Here is a 14,644-nt window from a genome sequence, read left to right as displayed (position 1 = left end):
CAGCCGGGCCGCAGCATGGCTGCGGCCCGGCTTACTCCTGATACCCGCCCGACCAACTGTCGGGCGCGCGGTCGCTGAACTTGGTCACATTCTTGTCAAAGGTCAGCGCCACCGTGCCGGTCGAGCCATGCCGCTGCTTGGCCACGATCACTTCGGCCAGCCCGTTCAGCGTCTCCGCCCGCTCCAGCCATTTGGCGTGCTTCTCCACATCCTCGATGTCGGGCCGTTTCAGCGCGTGATAATATTCGTCGCGGTAGACAAACAGCACGATATCGGCATCCTGCTCGATGGTGCCGGATTCGCGCAGGTCGGCGAGCTGGGGGCGCTTGTCGTCACGCTGCTCCACCGCACGGCTGAGCTGGGAGAGCGCCAGCACCGGCACCTGCAGCTCCTTGGCCAGTGTCTTCAGGCCGCGGGTGATCTCGGAGATTTCCTGCACCCGGTTCTCCGAGCCGCCGCGCGCGCTGCCCTGCAGCAGCTGAAGGTAATCAACGACGATCAGCCCGATGTCATGCTGGCGCTTCAGCCGCCGCGCGCGGGTGCGCAGCGCGGCAATGGAGAGCGCCGGCGTATCATCGATCATCAGCGGCAGCACCGACAGCGCCCCCGCCGCCCGGGCAAGCTGGGTATATTGCTCCTGCCTGATCTTGCCCATGCGCAGGCTTTCCGAATTGATATTGGCCTGCTCGGCGAGAATGCGCGTCGCCAGCTGGTCGGATGACATCTCGAGGCTGAAGAAGGCCACCGGCGCGCCCGAGGATTCAGCTGCCGGAAGGCCCAGCTCAAGGTCGCGCATATAGCGTTCGGCGCAGGCAAAGGCGATGTTGGTGGCCAGCGCCGTCTTGCCCATCGCCGGCCGCCCGGCCAGCACGATGAGATCGGACTTGTGCAGCCCGCCCATCTTGGTGTTGAGCCCCGCAAGCCCGGTCGTATAGCCCGACAGGCTGCCGCCCGACTTCATGGCGCGTGTCACCATGTCGAGCGCCTCGGTCGCCGCCACCCGGAACTGCTTGACCCCGCCGCCCACCTCGCCCGCCTCGGCCACCCGGTAGAGCGACTTCTCCGCTTCTTCGATCTGCTTGATCGGCTCGACCTCGACCGACGTGTCGGCGGCCGCCGACACCATGTCTCTCCCGACGCGAATCAACTCACGCAGCAACGCCAGATCATAAATCTGCTGGGCAAAGTCGCGCGCCGCCAGCAGCCCGGCACCGTTCTGCGTCAACTGCGCCAGATAGGCCGGCCCGCCCACCTCGGCCATCGCCGGGTCGGTCTCAAAGAGCGGCTTCAGCGTCACCGGATTGGCGGTCATCCGCTTGTCGATCAGCGCCAGGATCTGGGTGTAGATGCGGCCGTGCAGATCCTCGGCGAAATGCTCAGCGCGCAGCTTCTGCATCACGTCCTCGGCCAGCCGGTTGTCGATCATCAGCGCGCCGAGAAGGGCGGCCTCCGCCTCCAGATTTTGCGGAAGCGATGTGCCGCCCTCGGTCGGTTCGATCGCATGAAGTCGGGGGTTGGTTGCCATATCCAGTCTTGTCGCGCATGCCACTCCCGAGCGCAACGCAGGCCCGGTTTTTTGCTGTGCAAGACGGCGCGATCAACGCCTGCACAAGCTGGGGACAGGCTGTGGACAAGTTGAAGCCTTCCTAAGCGCGCGACGGCGCGCTAGAGCGGCGCCATGTCAAAGCCAGCGGTCCAGTCTCCAGCCAATATCAACCGGGCGCGCGGTGCAGCGCGCATGGCGGCGGTGCAGGCGCTCTATCAACAGGCCATGACCGGCGACACCGTGCCCCGGCTGATCACCGAATTTCACCACCACCGGCTCGGCGAAGTGCCCGACGGCGCGCCCGAGGGCCTTGAGATGGCCGACGCCGATGTCAGCTTCTTCGATGATCTGGTGAGCAGCACCCTGGCCCGGGCCGAAGAGCTGGACGCGCTGGTGTCGGGCGCGCTCGCCGAAGGCTGGACGCTGGCCCGGCTCGACCGGCCGATGCAGGCGCTGCTGCGGCTCGCCGCCTATGAGCTGGTGGCCCGCGCCGATGTCAGCGCCGCCAGCATCATCGAAGCCTATGTCGCCCTTGCCCAGGCCTTTCACGACGACAAACAGGCCAAGTTCGTCAACGGCCTTCTCGACACGCTGGCCCGCCGCGTGCGCGGCTGAACAAGTGGCGGAGCGGGACTTCATCGCCCGCCTGATGCGGCCACTGGCCGGCGCGCCGGGCCGCGACCTCGCCGATGACGCCGCCGTCTGGACACCGCCGCTCGGCCGCGACCTGGTCCTCTCCCATGACACGATGGTGGCCGGCGTCCATTATCTCGCCACCGATCCGGCCGATGATGTCGGCTGGAAGCTGCTCGCCGTCAATGCCAGCGACCTTGCCGCCATGGGCGCCACGCCCGCCGGCGTGCTGCTCAGCTGTGCGCTCTCGGCCCATGAAGACGGCGCCTGGCAGGCCCGCTTCGCGCGCGGGCTGGCACAGGCGCTGGAGGGGTTCGGGCTGGCGCTCTGGGGCGGCGATACCGTCTCGGGCGTGGCTGCCGCCGTGCTCGGCGCCACCGTCATCGGCCATGTGCCGCCGGGTGCGGCGCTCGCCCGCGCCGGCGCGAAAGCGGGCGACGGGCTGTTCGTCTCCGGCACCATTGGTGACGCTGGCCTCGGCCTGCGCATGGCGCGCGGCGAGATCGCCGTCCATCCCGGCCTGCTCAAGCGGCTGCGCCGGCCCAGCCCGCGCCTCGCGCTCGGCCAGGCGCTGCGCGGCCGGGCCAGCGCCTGCATGGATGTGTCCGACGGGCTGCTCATCGACGCCAGCCGCCTCGCAGACGCGAGCGGCGTCGGGCTGGCGATTGACCTCGATCTGCTGCCCCTCAGCCCGGCCGCGCGCGCCCACGGCCTTGATCCGCTGACAGCCGCCACCAGCGGCGATGATTATGAGCTGCTGTTCACCGCCACGGGCGAGGTCGAAGGCGCCACCCGCATCGGCACGGTCGAGGCCGCACCCGGCCTGCGCCTGACCCGCAGCGGCGCGCCCGTGTCGCTGCCCGCCACGCTCGGCTTCGAGCATCCGCTCTAGCGCGCCCTCTCGGCCATCGCCTGCGCCAGCCAGCCCGCCGCCTCGCGCGGGGTCTTCTTGTCCTCGCTGCGGTCCACCTGCCAATTGGCCTCGCGCATCATTTCGGCCGGAATTGCGCCCTCAAGCGGGGCCAGCAGCGTCGCCAGCTCGGGCCGCGCCTTGCCCACCAGCAGCAGCGCATCATAGCTCGGCAGCGCCTGACGCGGATCGCTCAGCAACACCAGATTCTCCGCCGCAATCCGTCCATCGGTGGAAAAGGCGGTGATCACATCGGCCTCGCCCGAGGTCAGCGCCCGCACCATCAGCGTGGGTGTATAGGCGGTCATCCGCGCAAAGCGCAGCCCATAGGCGCGTTGCAGCGCCGTCCATTCCTCGCGCTGCTGAAATTCGGTGTCGGTGGCGATGTCGAGCGTCGCAGACCGCGCCGCCAGATCATCAAGGCTCTCGATGCCCAGCTCCGCCGCCCGCTCGGCGCGCATCGCCAGCGCATAGGCATTCTCAAAGCCCAGGCTCGCCGCCACGCGGATGCCATAGCGCTTCGGCAGTTCGGCCTTCAGCGCCGCCACCATCGTCTCGCGCGGGGCAATGTCGGTCCGGTCGAGCGCGTTCTTCCAAAGCGTGCCCGAATAATCGACATATAGGTCGATATCGCCCGCATCGAGCGCGCGGAACGCCACCGCCGAGCCCAGCCCGGCACGCACCCGCACCGTCAGCCCCTCAGCGCGCAGCCGCTCCGCCAGCAGCTCGGCCAGCACATATTGCTCGCCAAATGACTTGGCCCCCACCACTACCGGCCGCGCCGCGCTCGCCGGCGGCCGCGCCTGCCACCACAGCCCCAGCACAATGGCCACCATGGCGGCCAGCAGCGCCGCCCCCAGCCCCGCCTTGCGCCAGTTGCGCGCCGCCAGCCCCGCCTCGATGCGCCACAGCCCCATGTCGGCGATGATCGCCAGCCCGGCCGCAGCCAGACAGCCGGTCACCACCAGCGACCAGTCCTCCAGCTGCAGCCCGGCGAAGATCAGATCGCCCAGTGAGCGCTGGCCCACGGTGGTGGCGAGCGTCGCCGCGCCAATCGTCCACACTGCCGCCGTGCGCAGCCCTCCCATGATGATCGGCGCCGAAATCGGCAGCTCGACATGGAGCAGCCGCTGCCGCCGCGTCATGCCGATGCCGTCGGCGGCATCGAGCGTGGCGGGCGGCACGCTCGCCAGCCCGTCCGCCCCGCCGCGCAGCAGCGGCAGCAGCGCATAAAGCGCCAGCGCCAGCAGGCTCGGCAAAAACCCCAGCGCCGGCACGCCCACCCCCACAAGCCGGCTGCTCAGCGCCGACAGCGCCAGCAGCAGCGGATAGAAGAGCGCCAGCAGCGCGAGTGCGGGCACCGTCTGGATCACCGCCGCCACCGTCAGCACCGGCGCGCGCAGCCGCGGCCGCGCCGCCATTGCCAGCACCAGCGGCACCGCCACCACAATCGCCAGCGCCAGCGCCGCCGCACTCACCCCCAGATGCGCCGCCATCCGCTCCGGCAGCATGCCCAGCGCCCGCGCCCAGGCGGCGTCGCTGATCATGGCTGCCCCTGCGGCGCACCCAGCGCCACCAGCCGCCGCGCCTGATCAAGCGGCGCCGTCACCAGCGCCTGCACCGCCGGGTGCGGATTGGCGAGCAGCGCGGCCGGTGTCTGGTCCGCCACCAGCCGGCCCTCATCAATCACCAGAATCCGCCCCACCCGCGTCAGCGCATCGGCGAGATCATGCGTCACGATCAGCGTCGTCAGCCCCTGTGCGCGGTGCAGCGTCTCGATCCGGTCCGCCAGCGCACCGCGCGTTTCCGGGTCGAGTGCGGCAAAAGGCTCGTCGAGCAGCAGCAGGCCGGGCCGCGCGGCCAGCGCCCGCGCCAGCCCCACCCGGCTGGCCTGCCCGCCCGATAGCTCGGCCGGGCGCCGGTCGGCAAAGCTGCGCGGCAGCTCAACGAGATCGAGCATCTCCAGCGCGCGGGCGCGGCGCGCCGCCCGGTCCTCGCCGTTGAGCCAGGGCACGGCGGCGATATTCTCCGCCACGCTCCAGTGCGGAAACAGCCCAACCCCTTGGGCGGCATAGCCAATGCCGCGCCTGAGCTGGGCGGTCGGCATCTGGCCCGCGTCCTTGCCGTCGATCATCAGCTGGCCGCTGCTCGGCGTGATCAGCCGGTTGATGATGCGCAGCAGCGTCGTCTTGCCCGCGCCTGACGCACCCGTGATCGCCGCCAGCGTGCCGGGTGCGATGGCCAGATCGATGCTGTCCAGCGTCAGCCGTCCCCCGCGCGTGACGCAGATGCGCTGGAGATCGAGAGCCACGGCCATGGCCCTGTTGTTGCCGAGCCGCGCGGCGGGAGCAAGCGGCCTGTGGCCAAGCGCGCGCGCGATGGCTAGACGGACGCGGGCGATTCGCGAGGGAAGGGGTGCCGGTGAAGCTTCAGCGAACACTGATCGTGCGTCTGCTGGTCGCGCTCGCCGCAGGCCTGGTCGCGTCTGCCGGCTTTGCCCCCTATGGCCTGTGGCCGCTTACCCTCATCGCCACGGCAGCCCTTGTGGCGCTCGTCGAAACCGCGCCCACCCGCCGCCATGCCGCCGGCATCGGCTGGTTCTGGGGGCTGGGCATGTTCGTCGCCAGCCTGACCTGGATCGCCAAGGCCTTCACCTATCAGGCGGCGATGCCGGCCGCACTCGGCTGGGTGGCGGTCATCGGCCTGTCGATGTTCCTCGCCCTTTATGTGATGCTGGCGGCGCTGGCCGCGCGCGTGTTGGCGCCCGTTGGCGTGGCGCGGCTGCTGGTGCTGGCCGGCGCCTTCATGCTCACCGAATGGATGCGCGGCTGGGTCTTGAGCGGCTTTGCCTGGAATCCGCTGGGGGCGGCCTGGCTCGAGGCCCCCGGCGTCGTCCAGCTGGCCGAACTGGCCGGCGCGCAGGGCATTTCGGGCGTGATGGTGCTGGCCGGCGGCGCGCTCTGGCTCACCTTAGATCCCGGCCGTGTCAATCGCGAGCGGCTCACCGGGCTGGCCATCGCCGGGCTGGTGGTGGTCGGCGGCGTCATCGGTCGCGGCTTCGAGCAGGAGGTCTATTTCCCCGACAACCCCCAGCTCATCATCGTCCAGCCCAACATCGGCCAGGACGAGAAATATGACAGCGGCGCCAACGCCCGTCACCTCGCCACCTATCTGCAGATGACCCGAAACGCACTGGCCGGAGACGACAGCGCCGAGGTGCGCGGTGGTGCGGCCGCCGCCCCCGGCGAGATCGACCCCGTCACCGGCCTGCGCCGCCCCGGCACTGGCCCAGCCACGGGGCCGGCGCCCGCCCAGCCGGACAATTCGCTCTCCGATCGGCTGGCGCGGGCGCGGGCGCTGGGCAATGAGCGGCCCAATCTGGTCATCTGGTCCAAGTCCGCCGTCTTCGGCCTGCCCGAGGAAGACCCGGGCCTGCGCGCGCGGCTGGCCGCGGTGCTGGGGCCAAACGACCTGCTGCTGTTCGGCGGCGTCGGCGCCAACCGCGATGCGGCGGGGCGCATGGTCTCGCTCCGCAACAGCCTGTTCGTGCTCGACGCGCGCGGCGAGATCATCGCCAGCTATGCCAAGGCGCACCTCACCCCGCTCGGCGAATATGTGCCGGCGCGCGCGGTCATGGAGCGGCTCGGTCTGGCCCGGCTGGCGCCCGGCGACATAGATTTCGTCCCCGGCCCCGGCCCCAAAACCTTCGCGCTCCCCGGCCTGCCGCCCTTCGGCGCGATGATCTGCTACGAGATCATCTTCGGCGGCCGCGTTACCGAATATGGCCAGCGCCCGGCGTGGATCGTCAACATCTCCAACGACGCCTGGTTCGGCCCCACCGGCCCGCCCCAGCATCTGGCGCAGGCGCGGCTGCGCGCCATCGAGGAAGGGCTGCCCATCGCGCGCGCCACGCCCACCGGCGTCAGCGCCGTCATCGGCCCGCGCGGGCGCATCTTCGGCCAGCTGGCGCAGGGTGAGGCCGGCACGCTGGCGCTCACCCTGCCGCCGCCGCTGCCCGCCACACCCTATGCCCAATATGGCAATGCCGTGCCCGTCGCACTCGCCCTGCTGCTCATCCTTGCCGGCATCGTGATCGGTCGCCGCAAGCGTTCTGCCATATAAAGGTTCCTTTATGCCCCTTGCGCCCGGCAAGTCGGCCCTGTAGCACCCCGGCCAAATCCATTCGGGAGCAGGTCATGGCGCGCTCATCCTATATCTTCACCAGCAAATCGGTCTCCGAAGGCCATCCCGACAAGGTCGCCGACCAGATCTCCGATGCCGTCGTCGATCTCTTCCTGACCCGCGATCCCCAGGCGCGCGTCGCCTGTGAAACGCTCACCACCACCCAGCGCGTCATCCTCGCCGGCGAAGTGCGCGGCAAGGGCATGATCGATGCCGAGGGCAATTGGGAACCGGGCGCGCAGGAGGACATCCAGCGCGTCGTGCGCGAGACCGTGCGCCGCATCGGCTATGAGCAGGACGGCTTTCACTGGCAAAACCTGCACTTCGAAAATCATCTCCATCCCCAGTCCGCCCATATCGCCCAGGGCGTCGATGCCAGCGGCAACAAGGATGAAGGTGCGGGCGACCAGGGCATCATGTTCGGCTATGCCACCGACGAGACGCCCGATCTCATGCCCGCCACCCTCTATTATGCGCACCGTATCCTGCAGCGCATGGCCACCGACCGCCACGCCGGCACCGTCCCCTTCCTCGAGCCTGACGCCAAGAGCCAGGTGACGCTCGAATATCGGGACGGCGTGCCGGTGCGCGCCGTCGCCCTCGTCGTCTCCACCCAGCACAAGCCGGGCTATTTCTTCCATGCCGGCGAGGGCGACGCCGCCCTTTACGGCCAGCTCCGTGATTATGTGATGGGCGTCTTCAACGATGTCCTCCCCCATGGCTTCCTCACCCCCGAGACGGTCATCCACATCAACCCCACCGGCCGCTTCGAGATCGGCGGGCCCGACGGCGACGCCGGGCTGACCGGGCGCAAGATCATCGTCGACACCTATGGCGGCGCCGCCCCGCACGGCGGCGGCGCCTTCAGCGGCAAGGACCCGACCAAGGTCGATCGCTCGGCCGCCTATGTCACCCGCTATCTCGCCCGCAACATCGTCGCCGCCGGCCTCGCCAAGCGCTGCACCATCCAGCTCAGCTATGCCATCGGCGTCTCCGAGCCGCTCTCCATCCATGTCGATCTGCACGGCACCGGCCGTGTCGCCGAAGACCGGATCGAGGCGCTGCTCGCCGCCCCCGAAAGGCTCGGCTTCGCGCTCACCCCGCGCGGCATCCGCGAACAGCTCGGCCTCAATGCGCCCATCTATCAGCGCACCGCCGCCTATGGCCATTTCGGCCGCACCCCCGACGGTGCCGGTGGCTTCTCATGGGAAAAGACCGATCTCGTCGACCGGCTGACCCCGCTGCTCTGAGCCGGGCAGGTGACTGACCCCGCCACAATCCGGCGGCTCTATGGCCGGCGCACGGGTCACAAGCTGCGCATCGGCCAGGCCGCCATGCTCGAAGCCGACCTGCCGGCGTTCGAACTGCCCGCCGAAGGCCCGCTCAATGCCCCCGCCCTGTTCGGAGACACGCGGCCGCTGTGGCTCGAAATCGGCTTTGGCCGCGGCGAACACATGGTCGCCCAGGCCGCCGCCAACCCGGAGGTCGGCCTCATCGGTGCCGAGCCGTTTCTCGATGGTGTCGTCGGCGCGCTCGCCGGCATCCGCGAGGCCGGCGTCACCAACATCCGCCTCCATCACGGCGACGCGCTCGACGTGCTTGACCGGCTCCCGCCGGCCAGCCTTGCGCGGGCCTTCCTGCTCCATCCCGATCCCTGGCCCAAGGTGCGCCACGCCAAGCGCCGCTTCGTCAATCCCGGCCCGCTGGCGCTGCTCGCCCGCGCCCTCCAGCCCGGCGCCGAGCTGCGCATCGGCACCGACCATCCGGTCTATTGCGGCTGGACGCTGATGCAGATGGCGCGCAGCCCCGATTTCGAATGGCTGGCCCAGACGCCTTCCGACTGGACCTCCCGCCCCGCCGACTGGCCGCCCACGCGCTATGAGCAAAAGGCGCTGCGCGAGGGCAAGGAAGTCTGGTACTTCCGCTTCCGGCGGCGCTGAGCATGGCGCGGCTGCTGGCCTGCTGGGAGATGGGCGGCGGCTACGGCCATGTCGCCCAGCTCGCCTCGGCGGCGCGGCCGCTGGCGGTCATGGGCCATGAAAGCTGGCTTGCCGCGCGTGACGTGGTGCGCGCGCGCGGACTCGCCGACAAGCCCTTTGACCGGGTGCTGCAAGCCCCGCTCTGGGTGCGCGGCGCGCCCAAAGGCCCCACCTTCAGCCACGGCCAGCTCTATGCCGCCACCGGCTTTGCCGATGACGAGGCGCTGGGCGAGCTGGTGCAGGCCTGGCTCAGCCTGTTCGAGCTTGCCGGGGCCGAGGCCATCTACGGCAGCCATGCCCCCGTCAGCCTGCTCGCCGCCCATGTCGCCCGGCTGCCCGCCGCCCGCATTGGCACCCCCTTCTCCTGCCCGCCCGCGCGCCAAGATGCCGGGCTGATGCCCTGGGTCCGCCCCGCCACCCCGGCCGAGCTGGCGGTCGCCGACCGGGTGGTGCGCGCCGTCTGCCGCCGCTTCGGCGCGCCCATCCTCAGCGGCCTTTCAGAGCTGTTCGCCAGCGCGCGGCCCTTCCTCACCAGCTGGCCCGAGCTCGAGCTCGGCGCGGCGCGCACCGACAGTGAATATCTCGGCCCTACCACCGGCCTTGGCGGCGGCGCGCATCCCGACTGGCCTGATCTGCCCGGCCCAAGGCTGCTCGTCTATCTGCCGATGCAGGCCGCCGCCGCCGCCCCGCTCGTCGCCGCACTGGCCGCGCGCGGCTGGCCGGCCATCTGGGTCAGCGAGGCCGGCCCGGCCGCGCCGCTGCCCGCCAATATCCACCATCAGGTCGAGCCGCTGGCGCTCGGCCCGGCGCTCGCCGAAGCGGCACTGTTCGTCACCCGCGGCGGCCATGGCAGCGCGCTCGACGCCATCGTCGCCGCCTGCCCCATGCTCGTCCTCGCCGACACGCTGGAGACCGAGCACAATGCCCGCGCGCTCGCCGCCCATGGCCTGGCCCGGCGCTTTCCCGGCCTGGAGCAGGGCTGGGACGCCGCCGCCATCGGCGCTGCCCTTGATGCCGTGGTCCGCCCGGATGCGCCCGAGCGCGCCGCCATCGCGGCCGCGGCCGCGCGCCACGCCGGTCATGATCCGGCCGCGTCCGCCACGCGCATGGCCCGGCAGATGGCGCGCGCGCTGCGGCTGCTCTGAGCCGCGGCCAGATTGACCGGTGCGGGATTTCGACCTAACCGCTGGAGCGATGAGCAGCTATCTCGACTTCGAAAAGCCGGTGGCGACCATTCAGGCGCGGGCCGATGACTACAGGGCCGCCGGCGACGAGGCCGGCGCGCGCCATGCCGAGGGCGCGGCGCGCCGCCTGCTGGCCGAAACCTATGCCCGGCTCTCGCCCTGGCAGAAGACGCTGGTCGCCCGCCATCCGGCGCGGCCGCATTTCCGTGATTTCGTCGCCGGCATGGTCGAGGATTTCACACCCCTGGCCGGCGACCGCGCTTTTGGCGAGGATCACGCCATCGTCGGCGGGCTCGGCCGTCTGCGCGGGCAAAAGACCCCGGTGATGCTGATCGGCCATGAAAAGGGCCATGATACCGCCAGCCGGGTGAAGCATAATTTCGGCATGGGCCGCCCGGAAGGCTATAGAAAGGCCATCCGCCTCATCGAGCTTGCCGGCCGCTTCAACGTGCCGGTGATCACGCTCGTCGATACCGCCGGCGCCTTCCCCGGCCTTGATGCCGAGGAGCGCGGCCAGGCCGAGGCCATCGCGCGCGCCACCCAGGCCTGCCTCGAAGCCCCGGTGCCGGTGCTCACCGCCATCACCGGCGAAGGCGGCTCCGGCGGCGCCGTGGCGCTGGCGGCGGCCGACCGCGTGCTGATGTTCGAACACGCCATCTATTCGGTGATCTCGCCCGAAGGCTGCGCCTCGATTCTCTGGCGCACCGCCGACAAGGCCTCCGACCATGCCGCCGACGCGGCTGACGCCATGAAGGTCACCGCCGCTGACCTCAAGAAGCTGGGCGTCATCGATACCATCGTCGCCGAGCCGCTGGGCGGCGCCCACCGCGATCCCGCCGCCGCCGTAGCGGCGCTGGCGATGGCTCTGGCGAGCGAGCTCACCCCGCTTCTGGCCATGGACGGTGCCGCGCTGCGCAAGGCGCGGCGGCGCAAGTTCCTCGATATGGGCCGCGGCGTCGTCGCCTGAATCTTTGTCAGCTGCGGCCGGGCGCGCTAAGGTGCGCCCATGAAAAAATTCCTCACCTCGCCGCTGCCCGCCGCTCTCCTTGCCACCCTGCTGGTGATGCCGGCCTGCGCGCCCGTCTCGGCACAGGGTCGAGATTTCTCTGCCAGCGAGCGCCAGATCGGCGCCGAGGCGCACCCCCAGCTGCTGCAGCAATTCGGCGGCGCCATGCAGGGCAAGGCGGCAGACTATGTGAAGTCGGTCGGCCAGCGCATCGCTGGCGAATCGGGCATGTCGGCGCGCCCGCAGGACTATACCGTCACGCTGCTCGATTCGAGCGCGAACAACGCCTTCGCCCTGCCCGGCGGCTATGTCTACATCACCCGTCAGCTGCTCGCGCTGATGAACAACGAGGCCGAGCTGGCCTTCGTCATGGGCCATGAGGTTGGCCATGTCGCCGCCCAGCATTCGCAGAAGCGGCAGAGCCGCGGCCTGCTCACCGGGCTCGGTGCCGCCGTGCTCGGCGCCGTCACCGGCTCCAATCTCGTCGGCCAGCTCGCCAATACCGGCGGCCAGCTGCTCACGCTCGGCTACAGCCGCAATCAGGAGCGTGAGGCCGACAGCCTCGGCCTGCGCTACCTGAGCCAGCGCGGCTATGATCCCATGGCCAGCGCCACCACGCTGGCCGCCCTGGGCGCCCAGACCGCGCTCGAAGCGCGCCTCGCCGGCCAGTCCGCCCAGAGCGTCCCCGGCTGGCTCTCCACCCACCCCGCCAATGTCGAGCGCGTAGATCGCATCCGCAAGGAAGCCGCCACCTTCATCGGCCGCGCCGGCGCGCGCACCACCAACCGCGACACCTTCCTCGATGCCATCGACGGCCTGCCCTATGATGACAATGCCACCCAGGGCATCATCGAAGGCGCGCGCTTCCGTCATCCGGGGCTGCGCATGCAGTTCCAGGCGCCGCAGGGCTTTACGCTCGCCAATTCCCCCACCGCCGTCACCGGCACGCGCGGCAGCGCCCGCTTCCAGTTCGGCGGCGGCAAGCCCGAGGGCCAGTCGCTCGCCGCCTATTCGGCGCGCGTCTGGGCCGCGGTCGGCCAGCGCCAGCCGCCGCAGGTGCAGATCACCCGCATCAACGGCATCGAGACGGCGCTGTCGGCCGTGCGCACCCAGTCCGGTCGCCAGCAGGTCGATGCCACACTCGCTGTCTATCGCTGGGGCGATGATGCCTGGTATCAGCTGCTCATGCTCGCGCCCGCCGGGCAGGATGCGGGCTTCCAGTCGCTGGTCAATTCGGTGCGCCGTCTGACGCCCGCCGAAGCCGCCGCCATCAAGGGCCACCGGGTGCGGGTGATCACCGTCCAGCGCGGCGACACGGTGCGCAGCCTCGCTGCCCGCATGGACTATTCGGACGACCAGCTCGCCCGCTTCACCATCCTCAACGGCATATCCCAAGACACGGTGCTGACGCCCGGCAGCCGGGTGAAGATCATCACGCGTGGCTGATCCTGGCGGCGCAAGGCTGGTCACCGTCGTCGCCGCCGCGCTCTTCGATGCGCAAGGCCGCGTGCTGATGGCCGAGCGCCCGCCCGGCCGCAGCATGGCCGGGCTGTGGGAATTTCCCGGCGGCAAGCTCGAGACAGGCGAAACGCCCGAAACAGCGCTCGCCCGCGAACTGGCCGAAGAGCTGGGCATTGCCATCGAAGCGCCCGCCCCGCTCGGCTTCGTCAGCCATGCCTATCCCGAATTTCACCTGCTCATGCTGCTCTATGCCGTGCGCCACTGGCAGGGCACGCCGCAGGGCCGGCTCGGCCAGTCGCTCGATTGGGTGGCCCCCGATGCGCTGGCCGCGCTGGCGATGCCGGCGGCCGATTATCCCCTGATTCCCGCCGTCCAGGCCGCCGCCATGATGACGAACGGGTGACAAGCCGGGGGCAGGGGGCTATGCCGCGCTCGGTGGCTTGAAACAGGGTCGGGCAAATGAAGATTCTCGCGGGCAATGGCAATCCGGAGCTGGCACAGGCGATCGCCGGCTATCTCGACATGGAACTGACCAAGGCCTCGGTGCGCCGCTTCGCCGATGAGGAGATTTTCGTCGAGGTGCATGAAAATGTGCGCGGCGAAGACGTGTTCGTCGTCCAGCCCACCGCCGCACCCGCCAATGACAATCTGATGGAGCTCTTGATCTGCATCGATGCGCTGAAGCGCGCCTCGGCGCGCCGCATCACCGCCGTCGTCCCCTATTTCGGCTATGCCCGGCAAGACCGCAAACCCGGCCCGCGCACGCCCATCTCGGCGAAGCTGGTGGCCAATCTCATCACCGTCGCGGGTGCTGACCGCGTGCTCAGCGTCGATCTCCACGCCGGCCAGATCCAGGGCTTCTTCGATATCCCGGTCGACAATCTCTACGGCGAGCCGGTGATGGCCTCCGACATCCAGACCCGCATGCCCAAGGATGCGATCATGGTCGTCTCGCCCGATGTCGGCGGCGTCGTGCGCGCCCGCGCGCTCGCCAAGCGCCTCGGCAACGCGCCCCTCGCCATCGTCGACAAGCGCCGCGAGCGCGCCGGCGAATCGGAAGTGATGAACATCATCGGCGATGTCCGCGGCCGCCACTGCATCCTCGTTGATGACATCGTCGATTCGGGCGGCACGCTGTGCAACGCGGCTGCCGCCCTCACCGCCGCCGGCGCGCTCAGCACCCGCGCCTATATCACCCACGGCGTGCTCTCGGGCGGCGCCGTCGCCCGCGTCGAAGGCTCGGACCTGACCGAGCTTGTCGTCACCGATTCGATCGCCGCCGTGCCCAGCGTCAAGGCCGCCAGCAAGATCCGCCGCATCACCATCGCGCCGCTGCTGGCCGAAGCCATGCGCCGCACCAGCGAGGAAAGCTCGGTCTCCAGCCTGTTCGATTAAGGTTTATCGAGCGCGCAGCCGAATTCGGGATCATAGCGCGCCTCGCGCCGCGCCAGCAGCGGCACGCTGGCGATGATCCGCTTGCCCGCCACATCGTCGCGCACCTGCACAATCTCGGTCCCGGCCTCGAAATCGGTGCGGCACGAAGCCATGTCGCGGTTGCCGACATAGCGGCACGAACAGACGACATGGGCGATATAGCCCGCCCCCAGCCCGGCCTGCTGCCCGACCTTGCTGTATTTGAGGCCAAACCAGCCGCCCGCCAAAAGCGACAGCAGCAGCACCGGCCCCCACAGCAGCCAGCGCCGCAACCCCTTCGATTTTGCCGTCTCGCCGCTTGCCTTCACA

General features: G+C 70.0%; 14 protein-coding genes. 10 read left to right on the top strand and 4 right to left on the bottom strand.

From position 1 onward, the window contains the following. Window positions 1-31: 31 nt before the first annotated feature. The gene (locus tag ACMVO5_RS09465; protein WP_416907269.1) at window positions 32-1,525 is read right to left on the bottom strand and encodes a replicative DNA helicase; all 1,494 of its coding nucleotides are present in this window, start codon (window positions 1,523-1,525) and stop codon (window positions 32-34) included. 153 nt (window positions 1,526-1,678) lie between these two features. On the opposite strand from ACMVO5_RS09465, the gene nusB reads away from it, so the two are divergent. Both nusB and thiL read left to right on the top strand, forming a co-directional pair. After that, the gene (nusB, locus tag ACMVO5_RS09460; protein ID WP_416907268.1) at window positions 1,679-2,161 is read left to right on the top strand and encodes a transcription antitermination factor NusB; all 483 of its coding nucleotides are present in this window, start codon (window positions 1,679-1,681) and stop codon (window positions 2,159-2,161) included. Between the two features lie 4 nt (window positions 2,162-2,165). Beyond that, window positions 2,166-3,071 carry a thiamine-phosphate kinase gene (thiL, locus tag ACMVO5_RS09455; RefSeq protein WP_416907267.1) on the top strand — a complete coding sequence of 302 codons (906 nt, stop codon included), beginning with the start codon at window positions 2,166-2,168 and terminating at the stop codon, window positions 3,069-3,071. On the opposite strand, the gene ACMVO5_RS09450 is transcribed toward thiL, so the two are convergent. Together ACMVO5_RS09450 and ACMVO5_RS09445 are read right to left on the bottom strand one after the other, a co-directional pair. Further along, window positions 3,068-4,636, bottom strand: coding sequence for an ABC transporter permease/substrate-binding protein (locus tag ACMVO5_RS09450; RefSeq protein ID WP_416907266.1), 1,569 nt, complete (start codon window positions 4,634-4,636; stop codon window positions 3,068-3,070). The two genes, thiL and ACMVO5_RS09450, sit on opposite strands and share 4 nt — an antisense overlap. Then, a complete protein-coding gene (locus ACMVO5_RS09445) occupies window positions 4,633-5,406 on the bottom strand; it encodes an ATP-binding cassette domain-containing protein (protein WP_416907265.1) in 774 nt (257 codons plus the stop codon). Before ACMVO5_RS09445 ends, ACMVO5_RS09450 begins: the two co-directional genes overlap by 4 nt. A gap of 104 nt (window positions 5,407-5,510) precedes the next feature. On the opposite strand from ACMVO5_RS09445, the gene lnt reads away from it, so the two are divergent. From lnt to ACMVO5_RS09405, 8 genes are all read left to right on the top strand, one after another. Then, a complete protein-coding gene (gene lnt, locus ACMVO5_RS09440; RefSeq protein WP_416907264.1) occupies window positions 5,511-7,211 on the top strand; it encodes an apolipoprotein N-acyltransferase in 1,701 nt (566 codons plus the stop codon). A gap of 74 nt (window positions 7,212-7,285) precedes the next feature. Further along, the gene (gene metK, locus ACMVO5_RS09435) at window positions 7,286-8,521 is read left to right on the top strand and encodes a methionine adenosyltransferase (protein ID WP_416907263.1); all 1,236 of its coding nucleotides are present in this window, start codon (window positions 7,286-7,288) and stop codon (window positions 8,519-8,521) included. Window positions 8,522-8,530: 9 nt separating this feature from the next. Continuing rightward, window positions 8,531-9,211, top strand: a complete 681-nt coding sequence (gene trmB, locus ACMVO5_RS09430; protein ID WP_416907262.1) for a tRNA (guanosine(46)-N7)-methyltransferase TrmB — start codon at window positions 8,531-8,533, stop codon at window positions 9,209-9,211. A gap of 2 nt (window positions 9,212-9,213) precedes the next feature. Beyond that, a complete protein-coding gene (locus ACMVO5_RS09425; RefSeq protein WP_416907261.1) occupies window positions 9,214-10,395 on the top strand; it encodes a hypothetical protein in 1,182 nt (393 codons plus the stop codon). Window positions 10,396-10,444: 49 nt separating this feature from the next. Next, window positions 10,445-11,401, top strand: a complete 957-nt coding sequence (locus tag ACMVO5_RS09420) for an acetyl-CoA carboxylase carboxyltransferase subunit alpha (RefSeq protein WP_416907260.1) — start codon at window positions 10,445-10,447, stop codon at window positions 11,399-11,401. A 39-nt stretch (window positions 11,402-11,440) separates the two neighbouring features. Further along, window positions 11,441-12,886, top strand: coding sequence for a M48 family metalloprotease (locus tag ACMVO5_RS09415; RefSeq protein WP_416907259.1), 1,446 nt, complete (start codon window positions 11,441-11,443; stop codon window positions 12,884-12,886). A gap of 67 nt (window positions 12,887-12,953) precedes the next feature. Beyond that, entirely contained in the window at window positions 12,954-13,304 is a 351-nt protein-coding gene (locus ACMVO5_RS09410) for a (deoxy)nucleoside triphosphate pyrophosphohydrolase (protein ID WP_416909348.1), read from the top strand. 56 nt (window positions 13,305-13,360) lie between these two features. After that, window positions 13,361-14,296 carry a ribose-phosphate pyrophosphokinase gene (locus tag ACMVO5_RS09405; protein WP_416907258.1) on the top strand — a complete coding sequence of 312 codons (936 nt, stop codon included), beginning with the start codon at window positions 13,361-13,363 and terminating at the stop codon, window positions 14,294-14,296. On the opposite strand, the gene ACMVO5_RS09400 is transcribed toward ACMVO5_RS09405, so the two are convergent. Further along, complete coding sequence (locus ACMVO5_RS09400; protein ID WP_416907257.1) at window positions 14,293-14,607, bottom strand: hypothetical protein; 315 nt, start codon at window positions 14,605-14,607, stop codon at window positions 14,293-14,295. The genes ACMVO5_RS09405 and ACMVO5_RS09400 overlap by 4 nt on opposite strands. Window positions 14,608-14,644 lie beyond the last annotated feature (37 nt).

The organism is Polymorphobacter sp., from assembly GCF_048007885.1.
Taxonomy (GTDB): Bacteria; Pseudomonadota; Alphaproteobacteria; order Sphingomonadales; family Sphingomonadaceae; genus Sandarakinorhabdus.
Note: the sequence above shows the minus strand (reverse complement) of the source record. Positions and strands in the feature narration are given on the sequence as shown.

Bases quoted from the DNA above. Each gene is read 5' to 3' on its own strand.
- ACMVO5_RS09465 (WP_416907269.1), bottom strand. From the start codon at position 1,525: ATGGCAACCAACCCCCGACTTCATGCGATCGAACCGACCGAGGGCGGC.
- nusB (WP_416907268.1), top strand. From the start codon at position 1,679: ATGTCAAAGCCAGCGGTCCAGTCTCCAGCCAATATCAACCGGGCGCGC.
- ACMVO5_RS09450 (WP_416907266.1), bottom strand. From the start codon at position 4,636: ATGATCAGCGACGCCGCCTGGGCGCGGGCGCTGGGCATGCTGCCGGAG.
- ACMVO5_RS09445 (WP_416907265.1), bottom strand. From the start codon at position 5,406: ATGGCCGTGGCTCTCGATCTCCAGCGCATCTGCGTCACGCGCGGGGGA.
- metK (WP_416907263.1), top strand. From the start codon at position 7,286: ATGGCGCGCTCATCCTATATCTTCACCAGCAAATCGGTCTCCGAAGGC.
- ACMVO5_RS09425 (WP_416907261.1), top strand. From the start codon at position 9,214: ATGGCGCGGCTGCTGGCCTGCTGGGAGATGGGCGGCGGCTACGGCCAT.
- ACMVO5_RS09420 (WP_416907260.1), top strand. From the start codon at position 10,445: ATGAGCAGCTATCTCGACTTCGAAAAGCCGGTGGCGACCATTCAGGCG.
- ACMVO5_RS09415 (WP_416907259.1), top strand. From the start codon at position 11,441: ATGAAAAAATTCCTCACCTCGCCGCTGCCCGCCGCTCTCCTTGCCACC.
- ACMVO5_RS09410 (WP_416909348.1), top strand. From the start codon at position 12,954: ATGGCCGAGCGCCCGCCCGGCCGCAGCATGGCCGGGCTGTGGGAATTT.
- ACMVO5_RS09405 (WP_416907258.1), top strand. From the start codon at position 13,361: ATGAAGATTCTCGCGGGCAATGGCAATCCGGAGCTGGCACAGGCGATC.